This is a genomic window from Streptomyces sp. NA04227 (assembly GCF_013364195.1).
Taxonomy (GTDB): Bacteria; Actinomycetota; Actinomycetes; order Streptomycetales; family Streptomycetaceae; genus Streptomyces.
In genome coordinates, this window is sequence record NZ_CP054918.1 from 3,775,685 (window position 1) to 3,800,079 (window position 24,395).

Annotated in this window: 18 protein-coding genes; 7 read left to right on the plus strand and 11 right to left on the minus strand. The window is 70.6% G+C overall.

Translation table 11 applies throughout. The annotated features are described in order from the left end of the window. Positions 1 to 509: 509 nt before the first annotated feature. The gene (locus HUT18_RS16060) at positions 510 to 1,874 is read right to left on the minus strand and encodes a PLP-dependent aminotransferase family protein (RefSeq protein ID WP_176101333.1); all 1,365 of its coding nucleotides are present in this window, start codon (positions 1,872 to 1,874) and stop codon (positions 510 to 512) included. A gap of 114 nt (positions 1,875 to 1,988) precedes the next feature. Here HUT18_RS16060 and HUT18_RS16065 point away from each other — a divergent pair, with 114 nt between their 5' ends. Beyond that, entirely contained in the window at positions 1,989 to 2,762 is a 774-nt protein-coding gene (locus HUT18_RS16065; protein WP_176101334.1) for an alpha/beta fold hydrolase, read from the plus strand. 111 nt (positions 2,763 to 2,873) lie between these two features. On the opposite strand, the gene snpA is transcribed toward HUT18_RS16065, so the two are convergent. Continuing rightward, the gene (snpA, locus tag HUT18_RS16070) at positions 2,874 to 3,533 is read right to left on the minus strand and encodes a snapalysin (protein WP_176101335.1); all 660 of its coding nucleotides are present in this window, start codon (positions 3,531 to 3,533) and stop codon (positions 2,874 to 2,876) included. Positions 3,534 to 4,057: 524 nt separating this feature from the next. On the opposite strand from snpA, the gene HUT18_RS16075 reads away from it, so the two are divergent. After that, a complete protein-coding gene (locus tag HUT18_RS16075) occupies positions 4,058 to 5,083 on the plus strand; it encodes a LysR family transcriptional regulator (protein WP_176101336.1) in 1,026 nt (341 codons plus the stop codon). Between the two features lie 215 nt (positions 5,084 to 5,298). Here HUT18_RS16075 and HUT18_RS16080 read toward each other — a convergent pair whose 3' ends face one another. Then, the gene (locus HUT18_RS16080; protein WP_176101337.1) at positions 5,299 to 7,392 is read right to left on the minus strand and encodes a PhoX family phosphatase; all 2,094 of its coding nucleotides are present in this window, start codon (positions 7,390 to 7,392) and stop codon (positions 5,299 to 5,301) included. A 341-nt stretch (positions 7,393 to 7,733) separates the two neighbouring features. Continuing rightward, positions 7,734 to 8,141, minus strand: coding sequence for a hypothetical protein (locus tag HUT18_RS33800; protein WP_254878634.1), 408 nt, complete (start codon positions 8,139 to 8,141; stop codon positions 7,734 to 7,736). Between the two features lie 46 nt (positions 8,142 to 8,187). On the opposite strand from HUT18_RS33800, the gene HUT18_RS16085 reads away from it, so the two are divergent. Further along, positions 8,188 to 9,501 carry a VWA domain-containing protein gene (locus HUT18_RS16085; RefSeq protein ID WP_254878635.1) on the plus strand — a complete coding sequence of 438 codons (1,314 nt, stop codon included), beginning with the start codon at positions 8,188 to 8,190 and terminating at the stop codon, positions 9,499 to 9,501. 196 nt (positions 9,502 to 9,697) lie between these two features. After that, complete coding sequence (gene metG / locus HUT18_RS16090) at positions 9,698 to 11,425, plus strand: methionine--tRNA ligase (protein WP_176101339.1); 1,728 nt, start codon at positions 9,698 to 9,700, stop codon at positions 11,423 to 11,425. A 53-nt stretch (positions 11,426 to 11,478) separates the two neighbouring features. On the opposite strand, the gene HUT18_RS16095 is transcribed toward metG, so the two are convergent. The 3 genes from HUT18_RS16095 to aspS form a co-directional block, all read right to left on the minus strand. Next, positions 11,479 to 11,871 (minus strand): type II toxin-antitoxin system VapC family toxin, encoded by a 393-nt coding sequence (locus tag HUT18_RS16095; protein ID WP_176101340.1) that lies wholly within the window; start codon positions 11,869 to 11,871, stop codon positions 11,479 to 11,481. Continuing rightward, complete coding sequence (locus HUT18_RS16100; protein WP_176101341.1) at positions 11,868 to 12,095, minus strand: hypothetical protein; 228 nt, start codon at positions 12,093 to 12,095, stop codon at positions 11,868 to 11,870. The genes HUT18_RS16095 and HUT18_RS16100 overlap by 4 nt, the downstream gene beginning before the upstream one ends. 232 nt (positions 12,096 to 12,327) lie before the next feature. Next, complete coding sequence (gene aspS / locus HUT18_RS16105) at positions 12,328 to 14,091, minus strand: aspartate--tRNA ligase (protein WP_176101342.1); 1,764 nt, start codon at positions 14,089 to 14,091, stop codon at positions 12,328 to 12,330. A 258-nt stretch (positions 14,092 to 14,349) separates the two neighbouring features. Between aspS and HUT18_RS16110 the strand changes: the two genes are divergently transcribed. Continuing rightward, positions 14,350 to 16,722: a SpoIIE family protein phosphatase gene (locus HUT18_RS16110; RefSeq protein WP_176101343.1), complete on the plus strand. Its 2,373-nt coding sequence runs from the start codon at positions 14,350 to 14,352 to the stop codon at positions 16,720 to 16,722. Here HUT18_RS16110 and HUT18_RS16115 read toward each other — a convergent pair. From HUT18_RS16115 to HUT18_RS16130, 4 genes are all read right to left on the minus strand, one after another. Further along, on the minus strand, positions 16,608 to 17,765 hold the full coding sequence (locus HUT18_RS16115) for an AI-2E family transporter (protein ID WP_176101344.1): 1,158 nt from the start codon (positions 17,763 to 17,765) through the stop codon (positions 16,608 to 16,610). The genes HUT18_RS16110 and HUT18_RS16115 overlap by 115 nt on opposite strands. 168 nt (positions 17,766 to 17,933) lie before the next feature. Continuing rightward, positions 17,934 to 18,890 (minus strand): pirin family protein, encoded by a 957-nt coding sequence (locus HUT18_RS16120; protein WP_176101345.1) that lies wholly within the window; start codon positions 18,888 to 18,890, stop codon positions 17,934 to 17,936. Between the two features lie 147 nt (positions 18,891 to 19,037). Further along, the gene (locus HUT18_RS16125; RefSeq protein ID WP_176101346.1) at positions 19,038 to 19,571 is read right to left on the minus strand and encodes a hypothetical protein; all 534 of its coding nucleotides are present in this window, start codon (positions 19,569 to 19,571) and stop codon (positions 19,038 to 19,040) included. A 289-nt stretch (positions 19,572 to 19,860) separates the two neighbouring features. Next, on the minus strand, positions 19,861 to 20,346 hold the full coding sequence (locus HUT18_RS16130; RefSeq protein ID WP_176101347.1) for an SseB family protein: 486 nt from the start codon (positions 20,344 to 20,346) through the stop codon (positions 19,861 to 19,863). A 392-nt stretch (positions 20,347 to 20,738) separates the two neighbouring features. Between HUT18_RS16130 and HUT18_RS16135 the strand changes: the two genes are divergently transcribed. Together HUT18_RS16135 and HUT18_RS16140 are read left to right on the plus strand one after the other, a co-directional pair. Then, positions 20,739 to 22,565, plus strand: coding sequence for an acyl-CoA dehydrogenase (locus HUT18_RS16135; protein WP_176101348.1), 1,827 nt, complete (start codon positions 20,739 to 20,741; stop codon positions 22,563 to 22,565). 179 nt (positions 22,566 to 22,744) lie between these two features. Further along, on the plus strand, positions 22,745 to 24,088 hold the full coding sequence (locus HUT18_RS16140) for a M18 family aminopeptidase (protein WP_176101349.1): 1,344 nt from the start codon (positions 22,745 to 22,747) through the stop codon (positions 24,086 to 24,088). Positions 24,089 to 24,395: the final 307 nt, after the last annotated feature.

Here is a 24,395-nt window from a genome sequence, read left to right on the forward strand (position 1 = left end):
CCACGGGGGGCACTCCGGTACCGCGGCATCCGGCGACCGTATGCCCTGCCCGGGGCGCGGGAGCACTCCGCGCCCACGCCGAAGGGGGGCCCGGTCTCGCACCCGGCACTCGCTCGTACCTGACGCGCTGGCCGCCGCCCTGCTGACCGTCACGGCCCGGCCGCGGTGCGGGGGCACCGCGGCCGGGCAGCGCACCGCACCCGCACCCGCACCCGCACCGACGCCCTCGACGTCCTCAACTCCCAGCAGAACCCGAGTAGTTGAGCAGCCCAGCGCTCAAGGCCGCCCACCACTCCCTTCCCTACCGATCCACCGGCGGCGGCCCTCCCCAGAGCCCCCTCCACCAGTACCAGCCGGTGGCGGCCCATTCCGGAGGCCGCCACCGGCTCCTCATGCGCGCGGGTCGATGCGGCACCGAAAGAGCCCAGGAGCGCGCCCCTCAAGCAAGCAACCGCCGCCCCTCACCGCCCCCGCACTTCCACTCCCCCCTCGCTCTCCCTCACTCCCCCTCACCGCCCCGTCCGAGCCACCTCCGCCAATGCCGAAAGCGCCGCCTTGAGGGCGGGCGGCGGGGTGCTGGCGAGGCCGAGGCGTACGGCGTCGGGGGCGGACTGGGGGCCGACGGCGAAGGCCTGGCCGGGGGTGACCGCGATGCCGCGGGCCGCCGCCGCGCCGACGAAGCGGTCCGCGCGCCAGGGTTCGGGCAGCTCCCACCAGGCGTAGTAGGCGTGCGGGTCGGTGCGGACCGTGAAGTCGCGCAGTTCCCGGGCGACCAGGGCCTGCCGCCGGGCCGCGTCCGTGCGCTTCGCCTCGACGAGCCGGTCCACGGTGCCGTCCGCGAGCCAGCGCACCGTCGCCTCCAGGGCGAACCGGGACGCGGTCCAGCCGCCGGAGCGCAGGACCGAGGCGACCTCCTCGACGGGCGGTACGCAGGGGTCGGGGGAGGCGGGGGTCACCAGGAGGCCCGCGGTCAGGCCGGGGGCGATGCGCTTGGAGAGGCCGTCGACGACGAAGGTGCGCTCGGGGGCGTAGGCGGCGAGTGGCGGCTGTTCGTCCTCGTGCAGGAAGGCCCAGATCCGGTCCTCGACCACCGGCAGGTCCAAGTTCCGTACCACGGCGGCCAGTTCGCGGCGGCGTCCGGCGGAGGCGGTCACCGAGGTGGGGTTGTGCAGGGTCGGCTGGACGTACAGGCCGCTGAGCGGGGCGCTGCGGTGCGCGGTGGCGAGCGCGTCGGGGCGCAGGCCTTCGCCGTCCATGGCGACCGGTACCAGCACGATGCCGAGGCGTTCCGCGATCTCCTTGACCAGCGGGTACGTGAGCTGTTCGACGCCGATCCTGGCACCGGCGCCGGAGCCGGGGCGGCCGTGCGCGCCGAGGGCGGACAGGGCGCCCGCGATCGCCTGGCGGGCGTTGCCCGCGAACAGCAACTGCCGTGGTTCGGGCTGCCATTCGCCGTCGGCGAGCAGCCCGGCCACCGCCTCGCGGGCCTGTGCGGTACCGGCCGCGGGCGCGGTACGGGTGGCCAGGTCCAGTACGTCGGGCCGCAGCAGCGGGGCGAGCCCGGCGGCGAGCAGCTCCGACTGACCTGGTGCGACTGGGTAGTTGAGCTCCAGGTTGACCGGTGCGAGCCCGGTCGGTTCGGTCAGCTGGCGGCCCGAGGGCACCGGCGAGGCGCGGACGAAGGTGCCGCGGCCCACCTCGCCCACGACCAGTCCTCTGCGCACGAGTTCGCCGTAGACCCGGCCCGCGGTCGAGACCGCGATCCGGCTGCGGCGCGCGAACGCGCGTTGTGGCGGCAGGCGGTCACCCGGCCGCAGCACTCCCGCCGCTATCTCCTCGGCCACTCGGTCGGCAATTCGCCGATAGTCGTCCATGACGTACACACTCCCCGATTCCCCCGGGTACGCCCGGGTTTGCCCCTGGTGGCATTGCACCGAGGGCAAAGATTTCGTTGCACCGAGTCAGGGAGCGTGCCTAGGGTCGTGCACATGGCTCCCCTCCTCTCTTTCGAGGACAAAGGCGCAGGTCAGGCGCTTGTCCTCATTCACGGCCACCCTTTCGACCGGACGATGTGGTCACCGCAGGTGGCCGCTTTCGCCGACACCCACCGTGTCATCACTCCGGATCTGCGGGGCTACGGGGCCTCACCGGTCACGTCAGGCCTCGTACCGCTGTCCACATTCGCCGAGGACATCATCCGCCTTCTCGACGAACTCGGCGTCGAGCGGTTCGTCCTCGCCGGGCTCTCCATGGGCGGGCAGATCGCCATGGAGTGCTATCGCCTCTTCGGCGACCGGATCGACGGCCTCGTACTCGCCGACACCTTCCCGGCCGCCGAGACCGACGAGGGCCGCGAGCAGCGCGACCGGACGGCCGACCGGCTGCTCGGCGAGGGCATGCGCGGTTACGCCGACGAGGTCCTGCACAGGATGGTCGCCCCGTACGCGGACCCTGCCGTCGCGGCGCATGTGCACCGGATGATGTGTGCCACCGATCCCGAGGGCGCGGCCGCCGCACTGCGCGGACGTGCCAGGCGTCCCGACTACCGCGAGCTGCTGACGCGTGTCAGTGTTCCGGCGCTGGTGGTCGTCGGCCGTGACGACACCTATACGCCGGTCGCCGACGCCGAGGCCATGCACGCGGCCCTGCCCGATGCCACGCTCGTGGTCGTCGAGCGTGCGGCGCATCTGCCGAACCTGGAACAGCCGGAGTCGTTCAACTCGGCGCTCGCCGCCTACCTTCGGCGAGTGCGACGGCCCTGAGGCGGCGGACGGGAGCCGGGAAAACGACAGCGCGGACCGCCCTGTAGAGGGCGGCCCGCACCTGTGGGGGGTGGCTCGACTTACTTCGATCCTGGCTCGACTCGCTTGTGACTAGCGGGCGTTGGCCTTGTGCAGGGCCTTGTCGAAGCCGTTGGCCCAGAGCTGCTCGACCTTGGCGCTCTCCTGGGCATCGGGCTGCGCGTTGGTGCAGGACGTGCCGGGGCCGCCGCCGGACATCAGCTGGCTGCACGGACCGTCGTAGGTGTCCGGCAGGCCGAGCACGTGGCCGGTCTCGTGGGCGGTGACGCGGGTCGAGTCGTACTCCTCGTTCTGCGCGTAGTCGAGGAAGATGTAACCCTTGCCGTGGCCGTCGGTGGAGGCGTAGGAGCCGCGCGGGTCGTTGCCCTCGCGGTACTCGAAGTCGCCGCCGGAGCCCTCCTGGAGCTGGACGTTGGCGACGGAGGAGTTCCAGATCTGGGTGGACTTGGCGATCTGCGCGGCGAAGGTGGGGGCGCCGGAGGCGTCGTAGGTGACGGTGACGGACTCGGCACCCGGGTTCTTCTTGCGCTTCTCGGCGACCGCGTCCATCACGGCCGCGAAGAACGCGTCGTTCGCCTTCTTCTCGGCGGACGAACCGTTGTACTGGGCGTACGACGGGGCGGCGGGGGCCTCGGCGGCACCCGCGGGGGCGGCGACACCAAGGGTGGTGAACCCTCCGACGGCCAGGGACAGGCCGGCGGCGGTCGCGAAGAAGCGCTGGGAAAGCTTCATGGTGGGGGGACTCCCTACTCGTTCTTAGTGGGGGCGAGAACGGTTGCTAGGGAGTTTCGGGGAACAGCGCCGCGCCGGGATGATGGCAACAATCGATAGCTCAGGGCTATCGCGGCTCAACTCGCGCCCCACCGGCACCGATTGCGGCACGCGGTTGCCGCGGCCCCGGAACCACGCCCGGGTTTCCGGACGATGGGCCGGTTTGTCAGGGCCCTACGGGGCGGCTCTCGGCTGTCCGTACGGCTCGCCGTCGCCGTGGGGTGTCACCTGCGCCGAGCGGGAGCCGAGCAAGAGCGGAGCGGGACGGAGGCCGCCGACGACGCCCGTCGCCCGGAGGCCGACCGTAAGGATGATGTCACGGATTGTGCGCGCACGGTCGCAGTTGAGGTCACGCGGGGATCACGGCGGACCGGCTGATGATGGCAAGGAGCGATAGCACACACCTATCACTGTCCAAGTAGCCCGCATACAGGGCGATTCATCCCCCTGGTGCAACGGTGAGCACCGTTCTAGTCTCAACTGCCATGGAGCTAGAGGTGAGGCACCTGCGGGTGCTGACCGCCATCGCCGATCACGGCAGCCTGCACAAGGCCGCGCGTGAGCTCGGCATGGCGCAACCCTCGATGAGCACCCAGCTGCGGCGCATAGAGCAGACCCTGGGCGGCCAGCTCTTCACCCGCGAACGCACCGGCTGCCGCCCCACCCCGCTCGGCCGCGTCGTCCTCAGCCGCGCCCGCCCGCTGGTCGCCGACATGCACGCCCTGATCACCGAGAGCAGGGCCGCCGCCGCACGTGCGGGCGGCCCCCGGCTGCGCATCGGCTCCACCGCGAGCGTCGCACTGCCGGACTGGCTGCGCCGCCTGCGCACCGGAGGCCTCACCGGCGAACCCAGCCTGCAGATGGACGTGTCGGGCAACGCCCTGCTGCGGATGGTGGCCGCCGGACAGATCGACATCGCCTTCGTCCACGAGGTCGCGGGGACCGCCGCACTGACCCTTCCCACGGGCCTCGCGGTACGCGAACTCATCGCCCACGAACCGCAGTTCGTCTCGCTGGCCGCCGACCACCCCGCCACCGAGAAGTCCGTCGTGAAGCTGACCGACCTCGCCGAGGACCGGTGGATGGTCGACCCCACCGTCGACGGCGAGTGGGACGGCCTCAGCCGCGCCCTGCGCGAGGCCCATCTCGATCCGCCCGTCCTGCACGGCGACTACATGACCGCCGCCCAGCTCGTCGCCATCGGCGAGGTCGTCACGGTCATCCAGCCCACCGCCCAGGCCCGCCCCGGCACCGCGATCCGCCGTATCGCGGGCGACCCGCTCGCCGTACGGCTGCTGCTCGCCGCCCGCACCGAGGACGAACTCGACGCGGTCTACGGGGACTTGGAGGAGGCGTACTGGGAGGCTGCCTGGCGGGCGCCGGAGTACCGCGCCTTCCTGGAGACGGAGGGCGCGGAGGGCGCCGCCGGCCCGGCAGGCGCCGCGGCCGCGGCCCGGGCGGCGGCACGGGTGCCGGGGCCGCGCGAGGAGCGGGACACGGCGGTTTCCTGAGGGGACGGGTTTCCTGAGGGGACGGGTTTCCTGAGGGCCGGCGGGTCTCGTACGGGTCCCTCGTACGGTCTGTCGCACGGCATCCCTCGTACGCGAGCCCGCCGCCCCCAACGCCATCGGGGCGCCCCCCTACAGGACGCCCCGATGGATCACCGAGCCGTGTGGCCGAGTGAACCGCCTTGCCGAACTGCCGTGTCAGCAGCCGAAGTTGGCGCTCAGCAGCCGATGTCGCCGCCGTCCTTGCGCCAGACCGAGACGACCGAGGGCCGGACGAGCTTGCCCGGTCCGTCGGGCCACTGGCTGGCGGGCTTCTCGACGGTGGCGCCGTCGATCTCGCCCGGGTGCTGCACGGAGACGAGTACGTGCCGGTCCTGGATCAGCGGACCACAGGTCTCGGCGCCCTTCGGCATGGTGAGGAACTGCTTCAGCTCACCGCGGCACTCGCCCCGGGTGGCCACGCCGAACAGGCCGTCGTGGTTGCCGAGCGCGTTGCCGTCGGTGGAGATCCACAGGTTGCCGTGCGAGTCGAAGGCCACGTTGTCCGGGCAGGAGATCGGGCTGACCCTGTCCTTCGGGAAGCCCGCGAAGTAGGTCGCCGGGTCCTTCGGGTCGCCCGCGACCAGGAACAGCGACCAGGCGAACTTCTTCGCCTCGGGCCGGTTGCGGTGCTCGGTGAGCTCCAGAATCTGGCCGTGCTTGTTGCTGTTGCGGGGGTTGGCCTCGTCCGCCTTGGCCTTGCCCTCCTTGCCGCGGTCCGAGTTGTTGGTGAGCGCGACGTAGACCTTGCCGGTCTTCGGCGACGGCTCGATGTCCTCGGGGCGGTCCATCTTGGTGGCACCGGCCTTGTCCGCCGCGAGACGGGTGAAGACGAAGACCTCTTCGCCGCTCATGCCCTCGATGTGCGAGACGGCGCCGTCGGGGCCCGCGCTCGCCAGCGGGATCCACACGCCGCTGCCGTCGAACTCGCCGTCGGCCGGGAGCTTGCCGGTGCCGTCGATCTCGGTGGCCGGGGAGTCGCCGGAGAGCTTGGCGACGTAGAGGGTGCCCTCGTCGAGCAGGGTCAGGTTGTGGGCGCGGGCGGCACGGCTGGTGCCGCGCTTCATGCGCTTGGAGGAGACGAACTTGTAGAAGTAGTCGAACTTCTCGTCGTCGCCGAGGTAGACCACCGGACGGCCGTCGTCGGTCAGGCGCGGCTGGGCACCCTCGTGCTTGAAGCGGCCGAGCGCGGTGCGCTTGCGCGGGGTCGACTCGGGGTCGTACGGGTCGAGTTCGACGACGTAGCCGAAGCGGTTGATCTCGTTCGGCTCCTTGGCCAGGTCGAAGCGGTCGTCGAAGTCCTCCCAGCGGCGCTCGGAGGCGCCGGGCACCACGCCGTAGCGCTTGAGCTGCTTGGCCACTTCCGGGTCGGTGACCTTGTCGGCGTTGCCGAAGTACTGGTTGAAGTTCTCCTCGCCGTGCAGGGTCGTACCCCACGGCGTCGTACCGCCCGAGCAGTTGTTGAGCGTGCCGAGGACCGTGATGCCCTTCGGGTCGGCCGTGGTACGCACGTACTCGCTGCCCGCGACCGGGCCGCTCAGCCGGAACTCGCTGGAGGTGGTGAGGCGGCGGTTGAGGTGGTGGCGGCGCACGGCGCGCAGACCGCCACCGCTGCGACCGGCCTTCTCCTCCTCCACGACGACGACCGACAGACCGTGCGCGGCCCAGGCGATCTCCACCTGCTCGCGGGTCGGCTTCTCCTCGTCGTAGCCCTTGAACATGAGGATCTCGTCCGTGTACTCGTGGTTGGCCACGAGCACCTGACGGCAGTCCTCGCCCCTGAGCGGCAGCAGCGAGAGGAAGTCGTTGTTGTAACCGAACTGGCCCGCCTGCGCCTTGGCCGACTGCTTGTCCGGGTCGAAGTCCGGGGCACCGCGGAGGATCGGCTCGCCCCACTTGATGACGACGTTCTGCTCGTAGCCCTCGGGCACCGTCACGACGTCGTTGGTGTTCGGCGCGACGGGCGCGAAGCGCAGTCCGCGCGCCCCACCCACGCCGTGGCCGCCCGCCAGGCCGCCCTCGGGCGTGGCCACCGCGCTGTCCGACCCGGCGGTGAGCGCGTAGCCACCGCCCGCCGCGCCGACGACGGTGACGACGGCCGCGGCCCGCATCATCGAACGGCGGCTGACCGCGCCCGCGATGATGTCGCCCGCGTACTCGTTGTCGCTGCTGTTCGGCACCTCGTGGAAGCAGGCGTTGCCACACCGGAACCGGCAGGTCATCGCCGAACGGCCACCCTCGTGCGAGGAGATGAGCGGAAGCTGTTTGCGCACGTTGTCCTCCGTTTTTGCGCACATAAACCGACGCGGTCCGCGCCGATTCGCAACCGGAGTGACTGACCTTCGAGAGACTTTTGCCGACTCTTGTGAAGTCTGATCGACTCTTGCCGACTAATGCCCGGTCGCGGCCGATATCCGGCTGTTTTCGGCCAGACGCTAGGGGGGCTTTTGGGCGCCGTACGGTCCATCACATGAACACGGGGTGAACGCCTCGGCCGCGAACAGGAGTTGACGCCACCCTCGGAGCCCGGTACACACGGGCCCGGACCCCGGCCAAGATCGCCTTCGGCGGCGGCTAACCTTACGTGTCCGCCCTGGCCAGGGATTACGGGAACCTACGGGAACCAAAGCACGCAAAGGGTCGCGCACATGGGCATTCTCAGCCGCCTGCGGAACACCTTCACACGCTCCCGCAAGGGCCGCACCACAGAACCAGCCCCGGACACCGGCAACAATCCGGCAACGGACGCGGATTCGGGTACGGCGACGGATTCGGGTGCGGGTTCGGCAACGGATTCGGTAACGGACTCGGGTGCGGGTTCGGTAACGGACGCGGATTCGGCAACGGCAGCCGGTTCGGCCGCGCATTCGGCCGAGGTGCGGATTCCGGCGGCGCGGCGGGGGGACGAGGAGGCGGGTTCGTCTTCGGCTTCTTCGTCGGCTTCTTCGACGTCGGCTTCTGCGTCGTCTGCTTCTACGTCGCCGTCGGCCGCGGATGATCTGGTGGCCGCCGCCTTCGACAACGTGACTGTGCCCAGGCCGAGTTCGGAGCCTGCGGTGCGTGAGGACGTGGCAGCAGAGGCAGAAGCAGAAGCAGAAGAGCGGCAGGAAGAGGCGGTCGAGAAGGAGCCGGTGGCCGAGGCCGAGCCGGTGGCCCAGGCGGTGGTGGAGACCGAGCAGGTTTCCGAGCCGGTGGTGGAGACCGAGCAGGTTTCCGCGGCCGAGCCCGTGAGCGAGGCAGAGCCGGTGGCTGTGGTCGAGCCCGCAGCGGAGGAAGAGCCCGCGGCCGATGTCGAGCCCGTGGCCGAAACCGTTCCCGTAGCCGAGGCCGAGGCCGAGGCCGAGGCCGAGAGTGCGACCGAGGCCGAGGCGGAGGGCGACGCGGAGGCGGAGCCCGAAGCAGAGACCGAGACCGAGACCGAAGCCGAGACGGTGCCCACCGCTGACGCCGAGCCCGCCCCGGAGTCGGACCCTGAGCCCGTGGACGTGGCTCCCGAGCCGGTGGACGTGGCTCCCGAGCCGGAGCCCGAGCCACAGCCGGAAGCAGAGCCCGAGGCGGAACCCGCGCCGGCGCCCGAGCTTGAGGTCACGCCCGAGCCTGCGCCGGAGCCCGAGCTTGAGGTCACTCCGGAGCCCGAGCCGGAGGTCACCCCCGAGGTCGCCCCCGAGCCCACGCCGGAGCCCGCCCCCCAGCCGGAAGCCCCCACCACCTCCGTACCCCCGGCGCCCCCGACACCTTCCGCACCCCCCGCCGACTCCCTCACCGGAGCCCACGCCGCCGCCGGTGCCGCGCTCGCCGCGCGGGGGCTGGCCGGGGTGCGGGCGAAGGTCTACCTCGTACTGGACCGGTCCGGTTCGATGCGGCCGTACTACAAGGACGGGTCGGCGCAGAGCCTCGGTGAGCAGGTACTCGCGCTCGCGGAGCACACCGACCCGGAGGAGACGGCCGTACCCGTGGTCTTCTTCTCGACCGAGATCGACGGCACGGGCGAGCTGACCCCCCAGTCGTTCGAGGGCCGGATCGACGAGCTGCACGCGGCCTGTGGCCGGATGGGGCGTACGAGCTACCACGTGGCCGTCGAGGAGGTCGTCGCGCACTACGAGAAGTCGGGCGCGAAGGGCCCGGCGCTCGTGGTCTTCCAGACGGACGGGCCGCCGGACACCAAGGGCCCGGCGACCGCGGCCCTGAAGGAGGCGGAGCGGCTGCCGCTGTTCTTCCAGTTCGTGGCGTTCGGCGAGCACGACGCCAAGGGCTTTGACTACCTGCGCAAGCTCAAGGCGCCGAACGCGTCCTTCTTCCACGCGGGCCCCGCGCCGCGCGAGCTGACGGACGCCGAGCTGTACGAGGGCCTGCTGTCGACTTGGAGCCCGCAGCAGGGCTGAGCCGACGCGAGAGTCACGGCTCACGAGAGTCACGGCTCGCGCGCACCGTACGTGACACCGGCACCCCGGGGGCCGTCCGCACCGCAAAACGAGAGGCGGGCGGCCCCACCCGGTCGGCTACGATTTGAAGGTTCGTACGACGAGATTCCGGTACCGCCGCTCGTCACGCCACGTAGCGACCTGGGAGCAGCCCCCGATGGCTCGACACCTCATCACCAGCGCCCTTCCGTACATCAACGGGATCAAGCACCTGGGCAACATGGTGGGGTCGATGCTGCCGGCCGACGTGTACTCCCGCTACCTGCGCCAGCGCGGCCACGACGTGCTTTACATCTGCGCCACCGACGAGCACGGCACCCCCGCCGAGCTCGCCGCGAAGGAGCGGGGCGTACCGGTCGACGAGTTCTGCGCGCAGGCGCACGACGCGCAGAAGGCGGTCTACGACGGCTTCGCGCTCGCCTTCGACTACTTCGGCCGCAGCTCCAGCACGCAGAACGTCGAGATCACCCAGCACTTCGCGCGCCGTCTGCACGAGAACGGCTTCATCGAGGAACGCTCCATCCGCCAGGTGTACTCGCCCGCGGACGGCCGCTTCCTGCCGGACCGCTACGTCGAAGGCGTCTGCCCGCACTGCGGCTACGACAAGGCGCGCGGCGACCAGTGCGAGAACTGCACCCGCGTCCTGGACCCCACCGACCTGATCGCGCCCCGCTCGGCGATCAGCGGCTCCACGGACCTGGAGGTCCGCGAGACCAAGCACCTCTTCCTGCTGCAGTCGAAGCTGCAGAAGGAGGTCGAGCAGTGGGTGGACCGCACCGCGGAGGCCTTCCCGCAGTGGCCGCAGCTCTCCTCGTCCATCGCCCGCAAGTGGCTGACCGAGGGCCTGCACGACCGCGCGATCACCCGCGACCTGGACTGGGGCGTCCCGGTCCCGGCCGACACCTGGCCGGAACTGGCCGCCGAGGGCAAGGTCTTCTACGTCTGGTTCGACGCGCCCATCGAGTACATCGGTGCCACCAAGGAGTGGTCGGACGCGGCGGGCGAGAGCCCGGAGCACGACTGGAAGTCCTGGTGGTACGAGGCCGAGGACGTCCGCTACACCCAGTTCATGGCCAAGGACAACGTCCCGTTCCACACGGTGATGTTCCCGGCCACCGAACTCGGCGTACGCGAGCCCTGGAAGATGGTCGACTACGTCAAGGGCTTCAACTGGCTGACCTACTACGGCGGTAAGTTCTCCACCTCGCAGCGCCGCGGCGTCTTCACCGACCAGGCCCTGGAGATCCTCCCGGCGGACTACTGGCGGTACTTCCTGATCGCCAACGCCCCCGAGTCGGACGACTCCTCGTTCACCTGGGAGCACTTCACGGCCACGGTCAACAAGGACCTTGCCGACACCCTCGGCAACTTCGTCAACCGGGTCCTGTCCTTCTCGCGCAAGCGCTTCGGCGACGAGGTCCCGGCGGGCCGCGAGGCCGGCGAGGCCGAGGCGCGGCTCGGCGAGGAGATCGCCCGGCTGCTCGCCGAGTACGAGGAGCAGATGGAGGCGCTGCAGTTCCGCAAGGCGGCCTCGGCGCTGCGGGCACTGTGGTCGGCGGGCAACTCCTACCTGGAGGAGAAGGCCCCCTGGCTGGAGATCAAGACCGACCAGGACGGCGCCGCCCTCACCCTGCGCACCGCGATGAACCTCATCCACCTCTACGCGGTCGTCTCCGAGCCCTTCATCCCGACCAGCGCCGCCGCCATGCGCGCAGCCTTCACCCTGACCGACGACACGGCCACCTGGGTCACCCCCGACGAGGCCAAGTCCCTCGACTCGGTCCCGGCGGGCACCGCGTTCACCGTCCCGCCGGTCCTCTTCGCCAAGATCGCGGACGAGGACCTGGCGTCGTACAAGGAGCGGTTCGGGGGCGAGGGGGCGTAAAGGTCAGTGGGGCGGGAAGCCCGGCCCCGTCCCACGACAGGCACGCCGCCGAGTCAACGGATCACTTCGACCACGCACTTCTTGCCGGTCGCCCGCTGCAGCCTCTCGTCACCGGTGACGAGGACGGCGTCGAGTTGCTCCGCGAGCGCCACGTAGGTGGCGTCGTAGGGGCTGAAGTTGTGGCGCAGTTCCCAGATCCTGGGCACCAGGCCTTCGTGCGGGACTCGCTTCATCGGGAAGAAGGGCAGCCCACGGACGACCTCGTCCGCGAGGTCCTCGCTGATCTTGCCGCCCCTCAAGAGACCCTTCACGGCATTGAGTGCCTCGACATCGACGAGGGCCGGGGCAAAGAGCTGCTGCCTGTCGAGCCGGTCCGCGCAGGCTTGGCCGAGCGGCCCTTTGTCCGTGAACAGCGAGACCAGCACGGAGTTGTCGACGACGATCACTCGCCGCGCTCCTGGCGTTGCAGTTCGACGATGTCAGCCATCGGCACATCGCCCTCCACTCGCGCGCGCACCCGGGCAATGGCCTCGGAGACGGTCGGCCGTGCGGCCTGTTCCTCCAACTGAACGCGCAGGTATTCCTGCAACGACCGCCCGGAAGCGGCCGCGCGCCGGCGCAGTATGTCGTATGCGGCGTCATCGAGATTTCTGATCTGCACCGTAGCCATGCATGCAGAGTAGCGCTGAATCAGCGCTACAGCACCCGGTTCCCTCACTTCACCGACGGGACCTGGATCCCGCAATGCTGTGAACAGCCGTGAAAGGAAGTGAACGGCGGTGAACGACGGTGGATGCCCGTGAACGGCGGCCCTGCGCACAAACGCATGGAGCCCCGGACGGATCCGAGGCCCCACACACTGCGTACTAACGAGCGGGCGGCGAACCACCCCGCCCCGTCGCCTACTTGGGCTGCGGCTTGCGCAGCGAGATGTTCAGCTCCCGCAGGCGGGACTCCTCCAGCTCGGTCGGGGCGCCCATCATCAGGTCCTGGGCGTTGCCGTTGAGGGGGAAGGAGATGGTCTCGCGGATGTTGGGCTCGTCGGCGAGGAGCATCACGATGCGGTCGACGCCGGGGGCGATGCCGCCGTGCGGCGGGGCGCCGAAGCGCAGGGCGCGGAGCATGCCCGCGAACTCGCGCTCCACGGTGTCGCGGTCGTAGCCCGCGATCTCGAAGGCCTTGATCATGATGTCGGGCTCGTGGTTCCGGATGGCGCCGGAGGAGAGCTCGACGCCGTTGCAGACGATGTCGTACTGCCAGGCCAGGATGTCCAGCGGGTCCTTCTCCTGAAGGTCGTTCATGCCGCCCTGGGGCATCGAGAAGGGGTTGTGGGAGAAGTCGATCTTGCCGGTTTCCTCGTCCTTCTCGTACATCGGGAAGTCGACGATCCAGCAGAAGCGGAAGACGTTCTCCTCGAAGTGGCCGGAGCGCCGGGCCGCCTCGACGCGGACCGCGCCCATGATCTTGGAGACCTCGTCGTACTCGCCCGCGCCGAAGAAGATCGCGTGGCCGGCGGCCAGGCCGAGGCGCTCGGTGAGGACCTTGATGTTCTCCTCGGTGAGGAACTTGGCGATCGGGCCGGACAGCGATCCGTCCTCCGCCACGCGCACCCAGGCGAGGCCCTTGGCGCCCTGCTCGACGGCGTAGTCGCCGAGCTGGTCGAAGAACTTGCGCGGCTGGTCCTGCACGGCGGGCACCGGCAGGGCGCGGACGTGCTTGCCCGCGAAGGCCTTGAACTCGGAGTTCTCGAAGACGTCGGTGATGTCGACGAGTTCGAGCTGTGCGCGCAGGTCGGGCTTGTCGGAGCCGTACTTCTCCATCGCCTCGCGGAACGGGATCCGCGGGAACGGCGAGGTGACGTGGCGGCCGCCGCCGAACTCCTCGAAGAGCTCGGTCATCAGCTTCTCGATCGGCTGGAAGACGTCCTCCTGCTCGACGAAGCTCATCTCGACGTCGAGCTGGTAGAACTCGCCGGGCGAGCGGTCGGCGCGGGCGTCCTCGTCGCGGAAGCAGGGCGCGATCTGGAAGTACCGGTCGAAGCCGGAGATCATGAACAGCTGCTTGAACTGCTGCGGAGCCTGCGGCAGGGCGTAGAACTTGCCGGGGTTCAGGCGGGAGGGGACCACGAAGTCACGGGCGCCCTCGGGGGAGGTCGCGGTGAGGATCGGGGTCGCCATCTCGTTGAAGCCGAGGGTGGTCATCTTGGCGCGGATCGCGGCGATGACGGCGGAGCGCAGCATGATGTTGCGGTGCATGCGCTCGCGGCGCAGGTCGAGGAAGCGGTACTCAAGGCGGCGCTCCTCGTTGACGCCGTCCTCGGTGTTGATGGTGAACGGCAGCGGCCCGGCGGCGCCGAGCACCTCGACCTCGGCGCTCTCGATCTCGATCTCGCCGGTGGGCAGTTCGGGGTTGATGTTGTCCGCGCCGCGCGAGACGACCTTGCCGTCGACGCGGACGACGGTCTCCTTGGAGAGCTTGTCGAGCGCCTCCGCGGCGGCGGTGCCGGGACGGGCCACGAGCTGGGTGATGCCGTAGTGGTCCCGCAGATCGATGAAGAGGATGCCGCCCAGGTCTCGGCGATTGTGCAGCCAGCCGCTCAGCCGGACGTCGGAGCCGACGTCAGAGGCGCGGAGCTCGCCGCAGGTGTGTGACCTGTACCGGTGCATCGTCGTTCATCCAGTCTTCGCGTCAGTGGGGTGTGCTTTGCCGGGCTTCTGGTGCCTGAGCGGTGCTCGCCGTCCACGGCCGGGGGGTGCCCGGGCCTCGCTCGCGACGGATGAGCCCCGTCAAGGTTACCGTCCGCGCCAAGATCACCTGCCGGAGTGTGGACAACCCCGGTGAACCCGCTCCGATCCCCGCCCGCACCGCTCCGAGCGGCCTCACTGGAGTCGCGGCGCCTTGTCCCCTCTTCTTAGAGTGAGGAAATGAGCACCCATGACCCCCTCCAGCCGGTGGGGGACGTGCTGGTGACCCTGGCCACGGGGCTGTGGCACTGGGACACCGAGGCGGGCGCGGTACGGCTGGACGCCGAGGCGGCCCGGCTGATGGGGCTGCCCGCGCGGCCGGTGACGCTCACCGAGGCCGGAGCGCGTGCCCGGTTCCACCCGGTGGACTGGAACGAGATCGAGGGCGTGGTGCGGCTCGCGGTCGCCGAGAACACGCTGACCGAGGTACGGCTGCGGGTGATGGACGAGGAGGGCCGCGTACTGCGGTCGGTACGCAGCCGCTCCAAGCCCCGCAAGGACCCCGAGACCGGCCACTACCTGCTGATCGGCACCCTCCAGGAGATCAGCGACGCGGTGCCCGGCGGGACCGACCGGGCACCGGTGATCGGGGACTGGCGCCGCGCCCGCGAGGCGTTCCTGCTCGACGCGGGGCGCGCGCTGGCCGAGGCCCGCTCCACGGAGGAGGTGCTGCGGGTCGCGGCCAATCTGTCGATGCCCGGCTTCACCCCCGACGGGCTCGCGGTCTTCGGAGCCGAGGCCGACCGGCTGACGATCATCGGGCACCACGGGCACTCGGAGGGCGACGAGAACCCGTTCACGGCGATGCCGGTGGACACCGACTACCCGGCCGCCGACGTGGTGCGCACCGGCCGGGCCGTGTATCTCGCCTCGCCCGCGGAGTACCGGCGCCGCTACCCGGTGACCTGGCCGCTCGCCGAGCCCTTCGGCCGCGAGTCCTGGGCCTTCCTGCCACTGATCGTGGCCGGGCGCACTATCGGCGCGTGGATGGCGGCGTTCTCCTACCGGGTGTCGTTCACGCCCGACGAGCGGTCCGTGCTGACCACCGTGGCCCGGATGCTCGCGGGCGCGCTGACCCGCGCGAACACCGCCGAGACCGAGCGGGAACTGACCGAGGGACTGCAACGGGCGATGCTGCCGCGGCTCGGCCCGCAGGTACCCGAACTCCAGGTCGCCGCGCGGTACGTGCCCACCGGCGGCGGCCTCCAGGTGGGCGGCGACTGGTTCGACATGATCGCGCTGCCGACCGGCCGGATCGCCCTGGTCGTCGGCGATGTGCAGGGGCACGACGTACGGGCGGCCGGTCTGATGGGCCAGCTCAGGATCGCCCTGCGCGCGTACGCCTCCGAGGGCCACCGCCCCGACGCCGTACTGGCCAGGGCGAGCCGTTTCCTCTACGGGATCACCAACTCGGTGGCACACGGGCGCGGACCGCAACAGGAGTCCGACCCGGAACCGCGCTTCGCGACCTGCCTGTACGTGGAGGCCGAGCCGGGGACCGGGGTCCTGGAGATCGCCCGGGCCGGGCATCCGGACCCGGCGATCCGGATGGACGACGGGACGGTGGTGCTGCGGCCGACGGCGGGCGGGCTGCCGCTGGGCATCGACCCGGACGCGGACTATCCGACCACCCAGCTCGCCCTGGAGCCCGGCGAGACGATGCTGCTGTGCACCGACGGACTCATCGAGACCGGCGGCCACGACCTGGACTCGGGCTGGGCCCGGATCCGCACGATCATGGAGGAGCACAGCGGCGAACGGCTCGAAGGCCTGGCCGAGGCCCTGGTCCAGGCGGTGCACGGGCCGCCCTCGCATTACACGACGGGCCCGCTCGCCGACCGCCGCGAGGACGACATCGCCATGCTCCTCGTACGCCGCAACAAGCGCCCGCAACAGCTCACCCCCGACCGCAGGTTCGCGCTCACCCTCGCGCAGGCGGAGCCGGAACGGGTGGCCGCGGCCCGGCAGCAGGTGCGCGAGGTGCTGCACGACTGGTCCGATCCGGAGCAGGTGGACTCGGCCGTACTGCTCGTCTCCGAGATGCTCACCAACGTCCTGGTGCACACCGACGGGGACGCGCTGCTCGTCGTGGTGGTGAGCGGGGAGCGGGGCCGGCGGCGGCTGCGGGTCTCGGCCGGCGACGGCAGCGACGACCTGCCGCATCTGCGCCGCCCCGGCGAACTGGCCTCCTCGGGACGGGGTCTGGTCCTGATGGACGTACTGGCCGATGCCTGGGGGGTGGACCCGCAGGGGGACGGGAAGTCGATCTGGTTCGAGTTGAACGAGGCGGGGCGGGCGGGGCATCACGGCGGCGCCGAAGCCGACGGAGGGCCGGTGGCCTTTCGGGGGCCGGTTCGGGACTCGGTGCAGGACTCGGTTCAGGACGCTGCTCGGGACGCTGTTCGGGACCCGGTTCAGGACGCTGTTCGCGACCCGGTTCAGGACCCGTCGGACGGGGGCGGGCTCGCCGAGGCGCCGGAGGGTCCGTCCGCCCCGTCCGCCCCGCCCTCTCCGGCCTCGCGGGCGCGGGACGCGGCGACGGCCTCGGAGTAGCGGCTGCGCAGTTCGGCGTAGACACCGAACCCGGCGGCGGTCATCGGTACGGCGAGCAGCATGCCGAGGATTCCGGCGACCGAGGCTCCGGCGGCGATGGTCAGCATGACGGTCGCGGGGTGCATCTGGACGGTGCGGGACTGGATCATCGGCTGGAGCAGATGCCCCTCGATCACCTGGACCGCGAGGACGACGCCGAGCACCCACAGGGCGATGACCACGCCCCGGTCTGCGAGCGCGACCAGGATGGCGACGGCGCCCGAGAGGAAGGCGCCGAGGTAGGGGATGTAGGCGCCGACGAAGACCAGAGCGCCGAGTCCGACGGCGCCCGGGACCTGGCAGATCAGCAGCCCGACGGTGATGAAGAGGGCGTCGATCAGGGCGATGAGGGTGGTGCCGTGCATGAAGCCCTCGACCGCGCGGAAGGCGCGGCGGGCCATCGCCTCGAGGAGGTGCCCGGAGTCGGCGGGCGCCAGTGCGTGCAGCGCGCTCATCGCCCGGTCGGAGTCCCGCAGGAAGAAGAAGATCAGCAGCAGGGCCAGTACGGCCGCCGTGATCATCTCGCCGACCAGGCTGATCCCGCTGAGCACTCCGGAGGCGGCGGTGGCCCCGAACTTCCCGCCCAGTTCACGGGCGTTGGAGGCGAGATCGTCCACCGAGGTCCCGGCCGCGCCGAAGTGCTTGCTCACCGAGTCGGCCGCGTCCCGGAGCGAATCGACGATCTGGTCCCCGCTGTCGATCAGCGCGGCCACCACGATGTACACCGCCCCGCCGACCACGGCCACCACGGCCAGGCAGGTCAGCCCCGCCGCCAGTGAGGCGTTGATCCCCCGCCGCAGCAGCCACCGGTAAAGGGGCCCGAGCAACGCCGCCCCGAGCAACGCGAGCAGTACCGGCACCACGGCCGCCCTGAAGTACACGGCCAGCCTGACGACCACCACCACGACACCGGTCACCAGCAGGAACAGCACACACCAGGCGCCGATCCGCCGTGCGGGCTCGGGAAGCAGTGAAGACGACGCCGACGCCGGTACCTGTGCCATTGGGTCAGCTCAGCACGGCGGAGGGGGGTGCGAGGGCAGGCGGGGCCGGGGGTGGGGCGGATGGGGGATGGGGGGCGCGGGACGGGTAACGCGCCGCCGCCCCGAACCCACGACGGCCGCCGACCCGCGACGGCCGTCGCGGTCGCCGACCGTGCCGTACGTCCGGCCTTACATCCCGTGCACCGCCGGAACGGTCCCCAGCCGTCCCTTCTGGAAGTCCTCGAAGGCCTCCTGGAGTTCGGCGCGGGTGTTCATCACGAACGGGCCGTAGTGGGCCATGGGTTCGCGGATCGGCCGGCCGCCGAGGAGGATGACCTCCAGGTCGGGGGTGTGGCCGTCCTGCTTCTCGTCGGCGCGAATGGTGAGCGAGGAGCCGGGGCCGAAGACCGCGGTCTGGCCCATGTGGACGGGGCGGTGTTCGCTGCCCGCGGTGCCGCGCCCGGCCAGGACGTACCCGAGGCCGTTGAAGTCCTCGCGCCAGGGCAGGGTCACCTCGGCGCCGGGACGTACCGTCGCGTGGACCATGGTGATCGGCGTGTGCGTGATGCCGGGGCCCTCGTGTCCGTCGAGTTCGCCCGCGATGACGCGCATCAGCGCACCGCCGTCGGGCGAGCTGAGCAGCTGGACCTGGCCGCCGCGGATGTCCTGGTAGCGCGGGTTCATCATCTTGTCCTTGGCGGGCAGGTTGACCCACAGCTGGAGACCGTGGAACAGGCCGCCCGAGGCCACCAGTTCCTCCGGCGGCGCCTCGATGTGCAGCAGGCCGGAGCCCGCGGTCATCCACTGGGTGTCGCCGTTGTGGAGCGTGCCACCGCCTCCGTTGGAGTCCTGGTGCACGAAGGTGCCGTCGATGAGGTACGTGACGGTCTCGAAGCCGCGGTGCGGGTGCCAGGGGGTGCCCTTGGGCTCGCCGGGCGCGTACTCCACCTCGCCCATCTGGTCCATCATGATGAACGGATCGAGGTGCTTGTAGGCGATGCCCGCGAAGGCACGGCGCACCGGGAAACCCTCGCCCTCGAATCCGCTCGGCGCGGTGCTCACGGCCAGCACCTTGCGCGCGGTCGCGTCCGCTGGCGCGGCGACACGGGGCAGGGTCAACGGGTTCTCCACGGTCACGGCGGGCATGTCCGTACCTCCTTGTGTGCGTCCGGGTCGACTTTAGTTGAACGATGAACTTCTTCAGTCCGAACGCGAGAAGCCCGGAGGGAATTCCCTCCGGGCTCGTCACGGGTGCGGGGGTGCGGTGGGGCGCCTCCCCCGGGCTCCCCCGGGTCAGCACATGGTGGGCGCCATGACCTCGTCGGGGCTGTTCCAGCTCATGCACTGGTAGCCGGAGTGGCCGTACCAGTTGTGGCCGAACTCGTGGGCGGCAAGGAGTTCGAAGTCGCTGGCGAGGGTGGACAGGGTGATCTTCTGGCCGGCGCCCCAGTTGCAGCCGATGACGCCGCCCGCCTGGTAGACCGGCTCGGAACCCTTGGCGCCACAGCCCTCGACGTAGCCGCTCACGCAGTCGACCGGGGTGCCCGAGCCCTCGGTGGCGCCGCCCCAGTAGTTGGCGCCGCCGCGGATCTGGCCCTCTCGGCCGCCGCACGAACCGTCGATGACGTAACCCCAGGCGGCGGCCTTGTCGACGGACGAGGCGGCGGGCGTCATGGCGGCCGCGCTCCGCGTGGTCGCCGTCGCGGCCACGCCGTCCTCGGCCGAGGCGGCGGAGGCGGGGACCGCCAGCGCCAGGGCGGCGACGACCGAGGCGCCGGTGACACCGGCGACGGCGAGAATCCGCGCGGGCATGACAAATCTGGGCATGGCAGACCTCCTCTGCGGTGGGGGGAAGGCGCGCGGCGCCGGACGGCCCTGAAGGCCGCACACGCACGCACCCGGCCGGAACGAGGCGACCGGCCGACCGCCGGACCACACCTCAGGCCCAGCCGGTGGCAGAAAGCTAGGAGCCCGCGACCGCGCTGCCCAGAGACAGGCGCGTTTTTACGTATACGTATTCAATGGGCGCCGCACAGAAGGCAGTTGACGGCAACCGCGCGGCGGGAAACGGCGGGAAACGGGAACCACGCACGGCTCCCGGGCGGGGGCGCGGGCCTCAGCCGTACATCCGCCGCATCGCGAAGTCGACCATCTGCTCGACCGCCTTGGCGTCAAAGACCATCCGGTGCTCGCCCTCCAGGTCGAGGACGAAGCCGTAGCCGGTCGGCAGGAGGTCGATCACCTCGGCGCCGGTGATCACGAAGTACTTGGAGTCCTTGCCCGCGTAACTGCGCAGCTCCTTGAGGGAGGTGAACATCGGGATGACCGGCTGCTGGGTGTTGTGCAGGGCCAGGAAGCCGGGGTTGTCCCCGCGCGGGCAGTAGACCTTGGCGGTGGCGAAGATCTGCTGGAAGTCCTCGGCGGCCATGGACCCGGTGGTGAAGGCGCGCACCGCGTCGGCCAGCGAGGGCGGCGACGGCTCCGGGTAGAGCGGGGCCTGCTGCTGGGCGTACCCGCCGGGGGCATGCTGGGGCGGCGGCTGGGGCGGTGCGTACTGCTGCCCCTGGGCCGTGCCCCCCGCGTGCTGGTCGTAGCCGTACATGCCGCACAGCGTACCGAGCGGCGCGCGCCCGCAGGGCGGGGATGCCCCACGAGGCAGCGGTTGTGAGCCACGGCCGCGGTGTGCGGCGCGCCACTCCATCGGCCCCCGGCGCCCCGACTCCGCTTCCACTTCCGGAACCCGTCCGTCCAGGCGTCACCCCCGTGTTTGTAGGGCACTCTGGAGGCTCGGGCGCCCACCGGGGGTGGCGGGCGGGGAGACGGGCGGGCGTAGACCCTGCTCACACTTGGGCGAGGAGGCTTGCGCCTTATTACCGGCGGGTAGCATCATCTAGCTACCAGCTGGTAGAGACAGCAGGAATCCGCCTACCGCGGCCAGGCACCCGGACCCCCGGGCGCTGAGCGCCACTGCAATTGAATTCGGAGCTTTACGCCATGGGGCACTACAAGTCGAATCTCCGTGACATCGAGTTCAACCTCTTCGAGGTGCTCGGCCGCGACAAGGTGTACGGCAGCGGCCCGTACGCCGAGATGGACACGGAAACGGTCAAGGACATCCTGGGCGAGATCAAGCGCCTGGCCGAGAACGACCTCGCCGAGTCCTTCGCCGACGCGGACCGCAACCCGCCGGTCTTCGACCCGGAGACCAACACCGCGCCGATCCCCGAGTCCTTCAAGAAGAGCTACAAGGCCTACATGGACGCCGAGTACTGGCGTCTGGGCCTGCCCGAGGAGATCGGCGGCACCACCACGCCGCCGTCGGTGATCTGGGCGCTCGCGGAGTTCCTGCTCGGCTCGAACCCGGCCCTGTGGATGTACTCCTCCGGCCCCGGCTTCGCGCGCATCCTCTTCGAGGAGGGCAACGAGGTCCAGAAGAAGATCGCCGCCATCGCGGTCGAGAAGACCTGGGGCTCCACCATGGTCCTGACCGAGCCGGACGCCGGTTCGGACGTCGGCGCCGGCCGCACCAAGGCGATCCAGCAGGAGGACGGCTCCTGGCACATCACCGGTGTGAAGCGCTTCATCACCTCCGGTGAGCACGACATGGAGGAGAACATCCTCCACTACGTCCTCGCCCGCCCCGAGGGCGCCGGCCCCGGCACCAAGGGCCTGTCCCTCTTCCTGGTGCCGAAGTACGAGTTCGACTTCGAGACCGGTGAGCTCGGTGCCCGCAACGGCGCCTACGCCACCAACGTCGAGCACAAGATGGGCCTGAAGGTCTCCAACACCTGTGAGATGACCTTCGGCGACAAGCACCCCGCCAAGGGCTGGCTCATCGGCGACAAGCACGACGGCATCCGCCAGATGTTCCGCATCATCGAGTTCGCCCGCATGATGGTCGGCACGAAGGCGATCTCCACCCTCTCCACCGGCTACCTCAACGCCCTGGAGTACGCCAAGGAGCGTGTGCAGGGTCCCGACCTCGCGCAGTTCATGGACAAGACCGCGCCGAAGGTCACCATCGCCCACCACCCCGACGTGCGCCGCTCGCTGATGACGCAGAAGGCCTACGCCGAGGGCATGCGCTCGCTGGTGCTCTACACCTCCACCGTCCAGGACACCATCGCCATCGGTGAGGCCAACGGCGACGACGTCTCCGAGGCGGAGGCGCTGAACGACCTGCTCCTGCCGATCGTCAAGGGCTACGGCTCCGAGAAGGGCTACGAGCAGCTCGCCCAGTCGCTGCAGACCTTCGGCGGCTCCGGCTTCCTGCAGGAGTACCCGATCGAGCAGTACATCCGCGACGCCAAGATCGACACCCTCTACGAGGGCACCACCGCGATCCAGGGCATGGACTACTTCTTCCGGAAGATCGTCCGCAACCAGGGCGCCGCGCTGAACTCGCTCGCCGAGGACATCAAGAAGTTCCTCGCCGAGGGTGCGGGCGGCGAGGCCCTCGCGGGCTCCCGCGAGAAGCTCGCCAAGGCCGCGGCCGACCTGGAGGCCGTCGTCGGCACCATGCTGACCGACCTCGCGGGCACCGAGAAGGACGTCAAGTCCATCTACAAGGTGGGCCTCAACTCCACCCGCCTGCTGCTCGCCTCCGGTGACGTCGTGATCGGCTACCTGCTGCTTCGCGGCGCGGCCGTCGCCCTGGAGAAGCTGCCCACCGCCTCCGCCAAGGACAAGGCCTTCTACGAGGGCAAGGTGGCCGCGGCCAAGTTCTTCGCCGCCAACGTGCTGCCCGGCGTGGCCCTGGCCCGCCAGCTCTCCGAGGCCGTCGACCTGGACGTCATGGAGCTGGACGAAGCCGCCTTCTGATCCACCCGGCGCCGCCGCACGCGGCCGCCAACTCCCTTCGTACGAGGGCCCGTTCCCGCTTGCCCGGGGACGGGCCCTCGTCCGTGTACGGCTGCCTCCGGGTCCGTGTACGGCCACCTCCGGCCACCTCGCACGACTTCCCCTCTACCAGGACGTCGCACGTAGCTAAGGTGAACACCATGAGCGCACCCTCCCACCCGTCGCCCCGCACCTCCCCGGAAACAGGCACGGATTCCCCCACCGCTCCCTTCGGCCGGGAGCACACCGACGACCTGATGTCCTTCCTGGCGGCGAGCCCCACGCCGTACCACGCCGTGGCGAACGCCGCGGAGCGGCTGGAGAAGGCCGGATTCCGGCAGGTCGCCGAGACCGACGCCTGGGACGGCTCGACCGGTGGCAAGTACGTACTGCGCGGCGGCGCGATCGTCGCCTGGTACGTGCCGGAGGGCGCCGCGGCGCACACCCCGTTCCGGATCGTCGGCGCGCACACCGACTCGCCCAACCTGCGGGTCAAGCCGCTGCCGGACAGCTCCGCGCACGGCTGGCGCCAGGTGGCCGTCGAGGTCTACGGAGGCCCGCTGCTCAACTCCTGGCTGGACCGCGACCTCGGGCTCGCGGGGCGGCTCTCGCTGCGGGACGGTGCCACCCGCCTGGTCAGCATCGACCGGCCGCTGCTGCGGGTGCCGCAGCTCGCCATCCACCTCGACCGCAGCGTCTCCACCGACGGCCTCAAGCTCGACAAGCAGCGCCACGTCCAGCCCGTCTGGGGACTCGGCGAGGGGCACGACGGTGACCTGATCGCCTTCCTGGAGGACGAGTACGGGCTCGCGCGGGGCGAGGTCACCGGCTGGGACCTGATGGTGCACTCCGTCGAGGCGCCCGCCTACCTCGGCCGCGACAAGGAGCTCGTCGCGGGCCCGCGGATGGACAACCTCCTTTCCGTGCACGCCGGTACCGCCGCCCTGATCGCCGCCTCGGCCGCCGGGAACCTCCCGCACATCCCGGTCCTCGCCGCCTTCGACCACGAGGAGAACGGCTCCCAGTCCGACACCGGCGCCGACGGCCCGCTGCTCGGCTCGGTACTCGAACGCGGTGTCTTCGCCCGCGGCGGCAGCTTCGAGGACCGCTCCCGCGCCTTCGCCGGGACCGTCTGCCTCTCCTCGGACACCGGCCACGCCGTACACCCCAACTACGCGGAGCGGCACGACCCCACGCACCACCCGCGCGCGGGCGGCGGACCGATCCTCAAGGTCAACGTCAACAACCGGTACGCCACCGACGGCAGCGGCCGGGCCGTCTTCGCCGCCGCCTGCGAGCGCGCCGGAGTGCCCTTCCAGTCCTTCGTCTCCAACAACTCGATGCCCTGCGGCACCACCATCGGACCGATCACCGCGGCCAGGCACGGCATCAAGACGGTCGACATCGGCGTGGCCATCCTCTCCATGCACAGCGCCCGCGAACTGTGCGCGGCGAAGGACCCGTACCTGCTCGCCAACGCGCTGGTCGCCTTCCTCGACTCGTAACGCGTTACGGGCTACGGGCTACGGGCTACGGGCTACGGGCTACGGGCTACGGGCTACGGGCTATTGGCTACTGGCTACGCGTAACGCCCAACCCGTAGCCGTGACGCGGCAGTTGCCCCCGTCCGGGACCGCGGGACCGCACCCCGCCGTCCCGACATGTCCCGCACGGACCCCCATCACGTCCCGTCCACGGCGTCCCACAGCCATGTCCCAGCAGGTCACAGCGGTGCGGCCGGACGGGACGTCCCAACAGTGGCGGACCGGCCGGAGAACGGCACCCCACCGCCACAGGATGAATCCCGTCAAC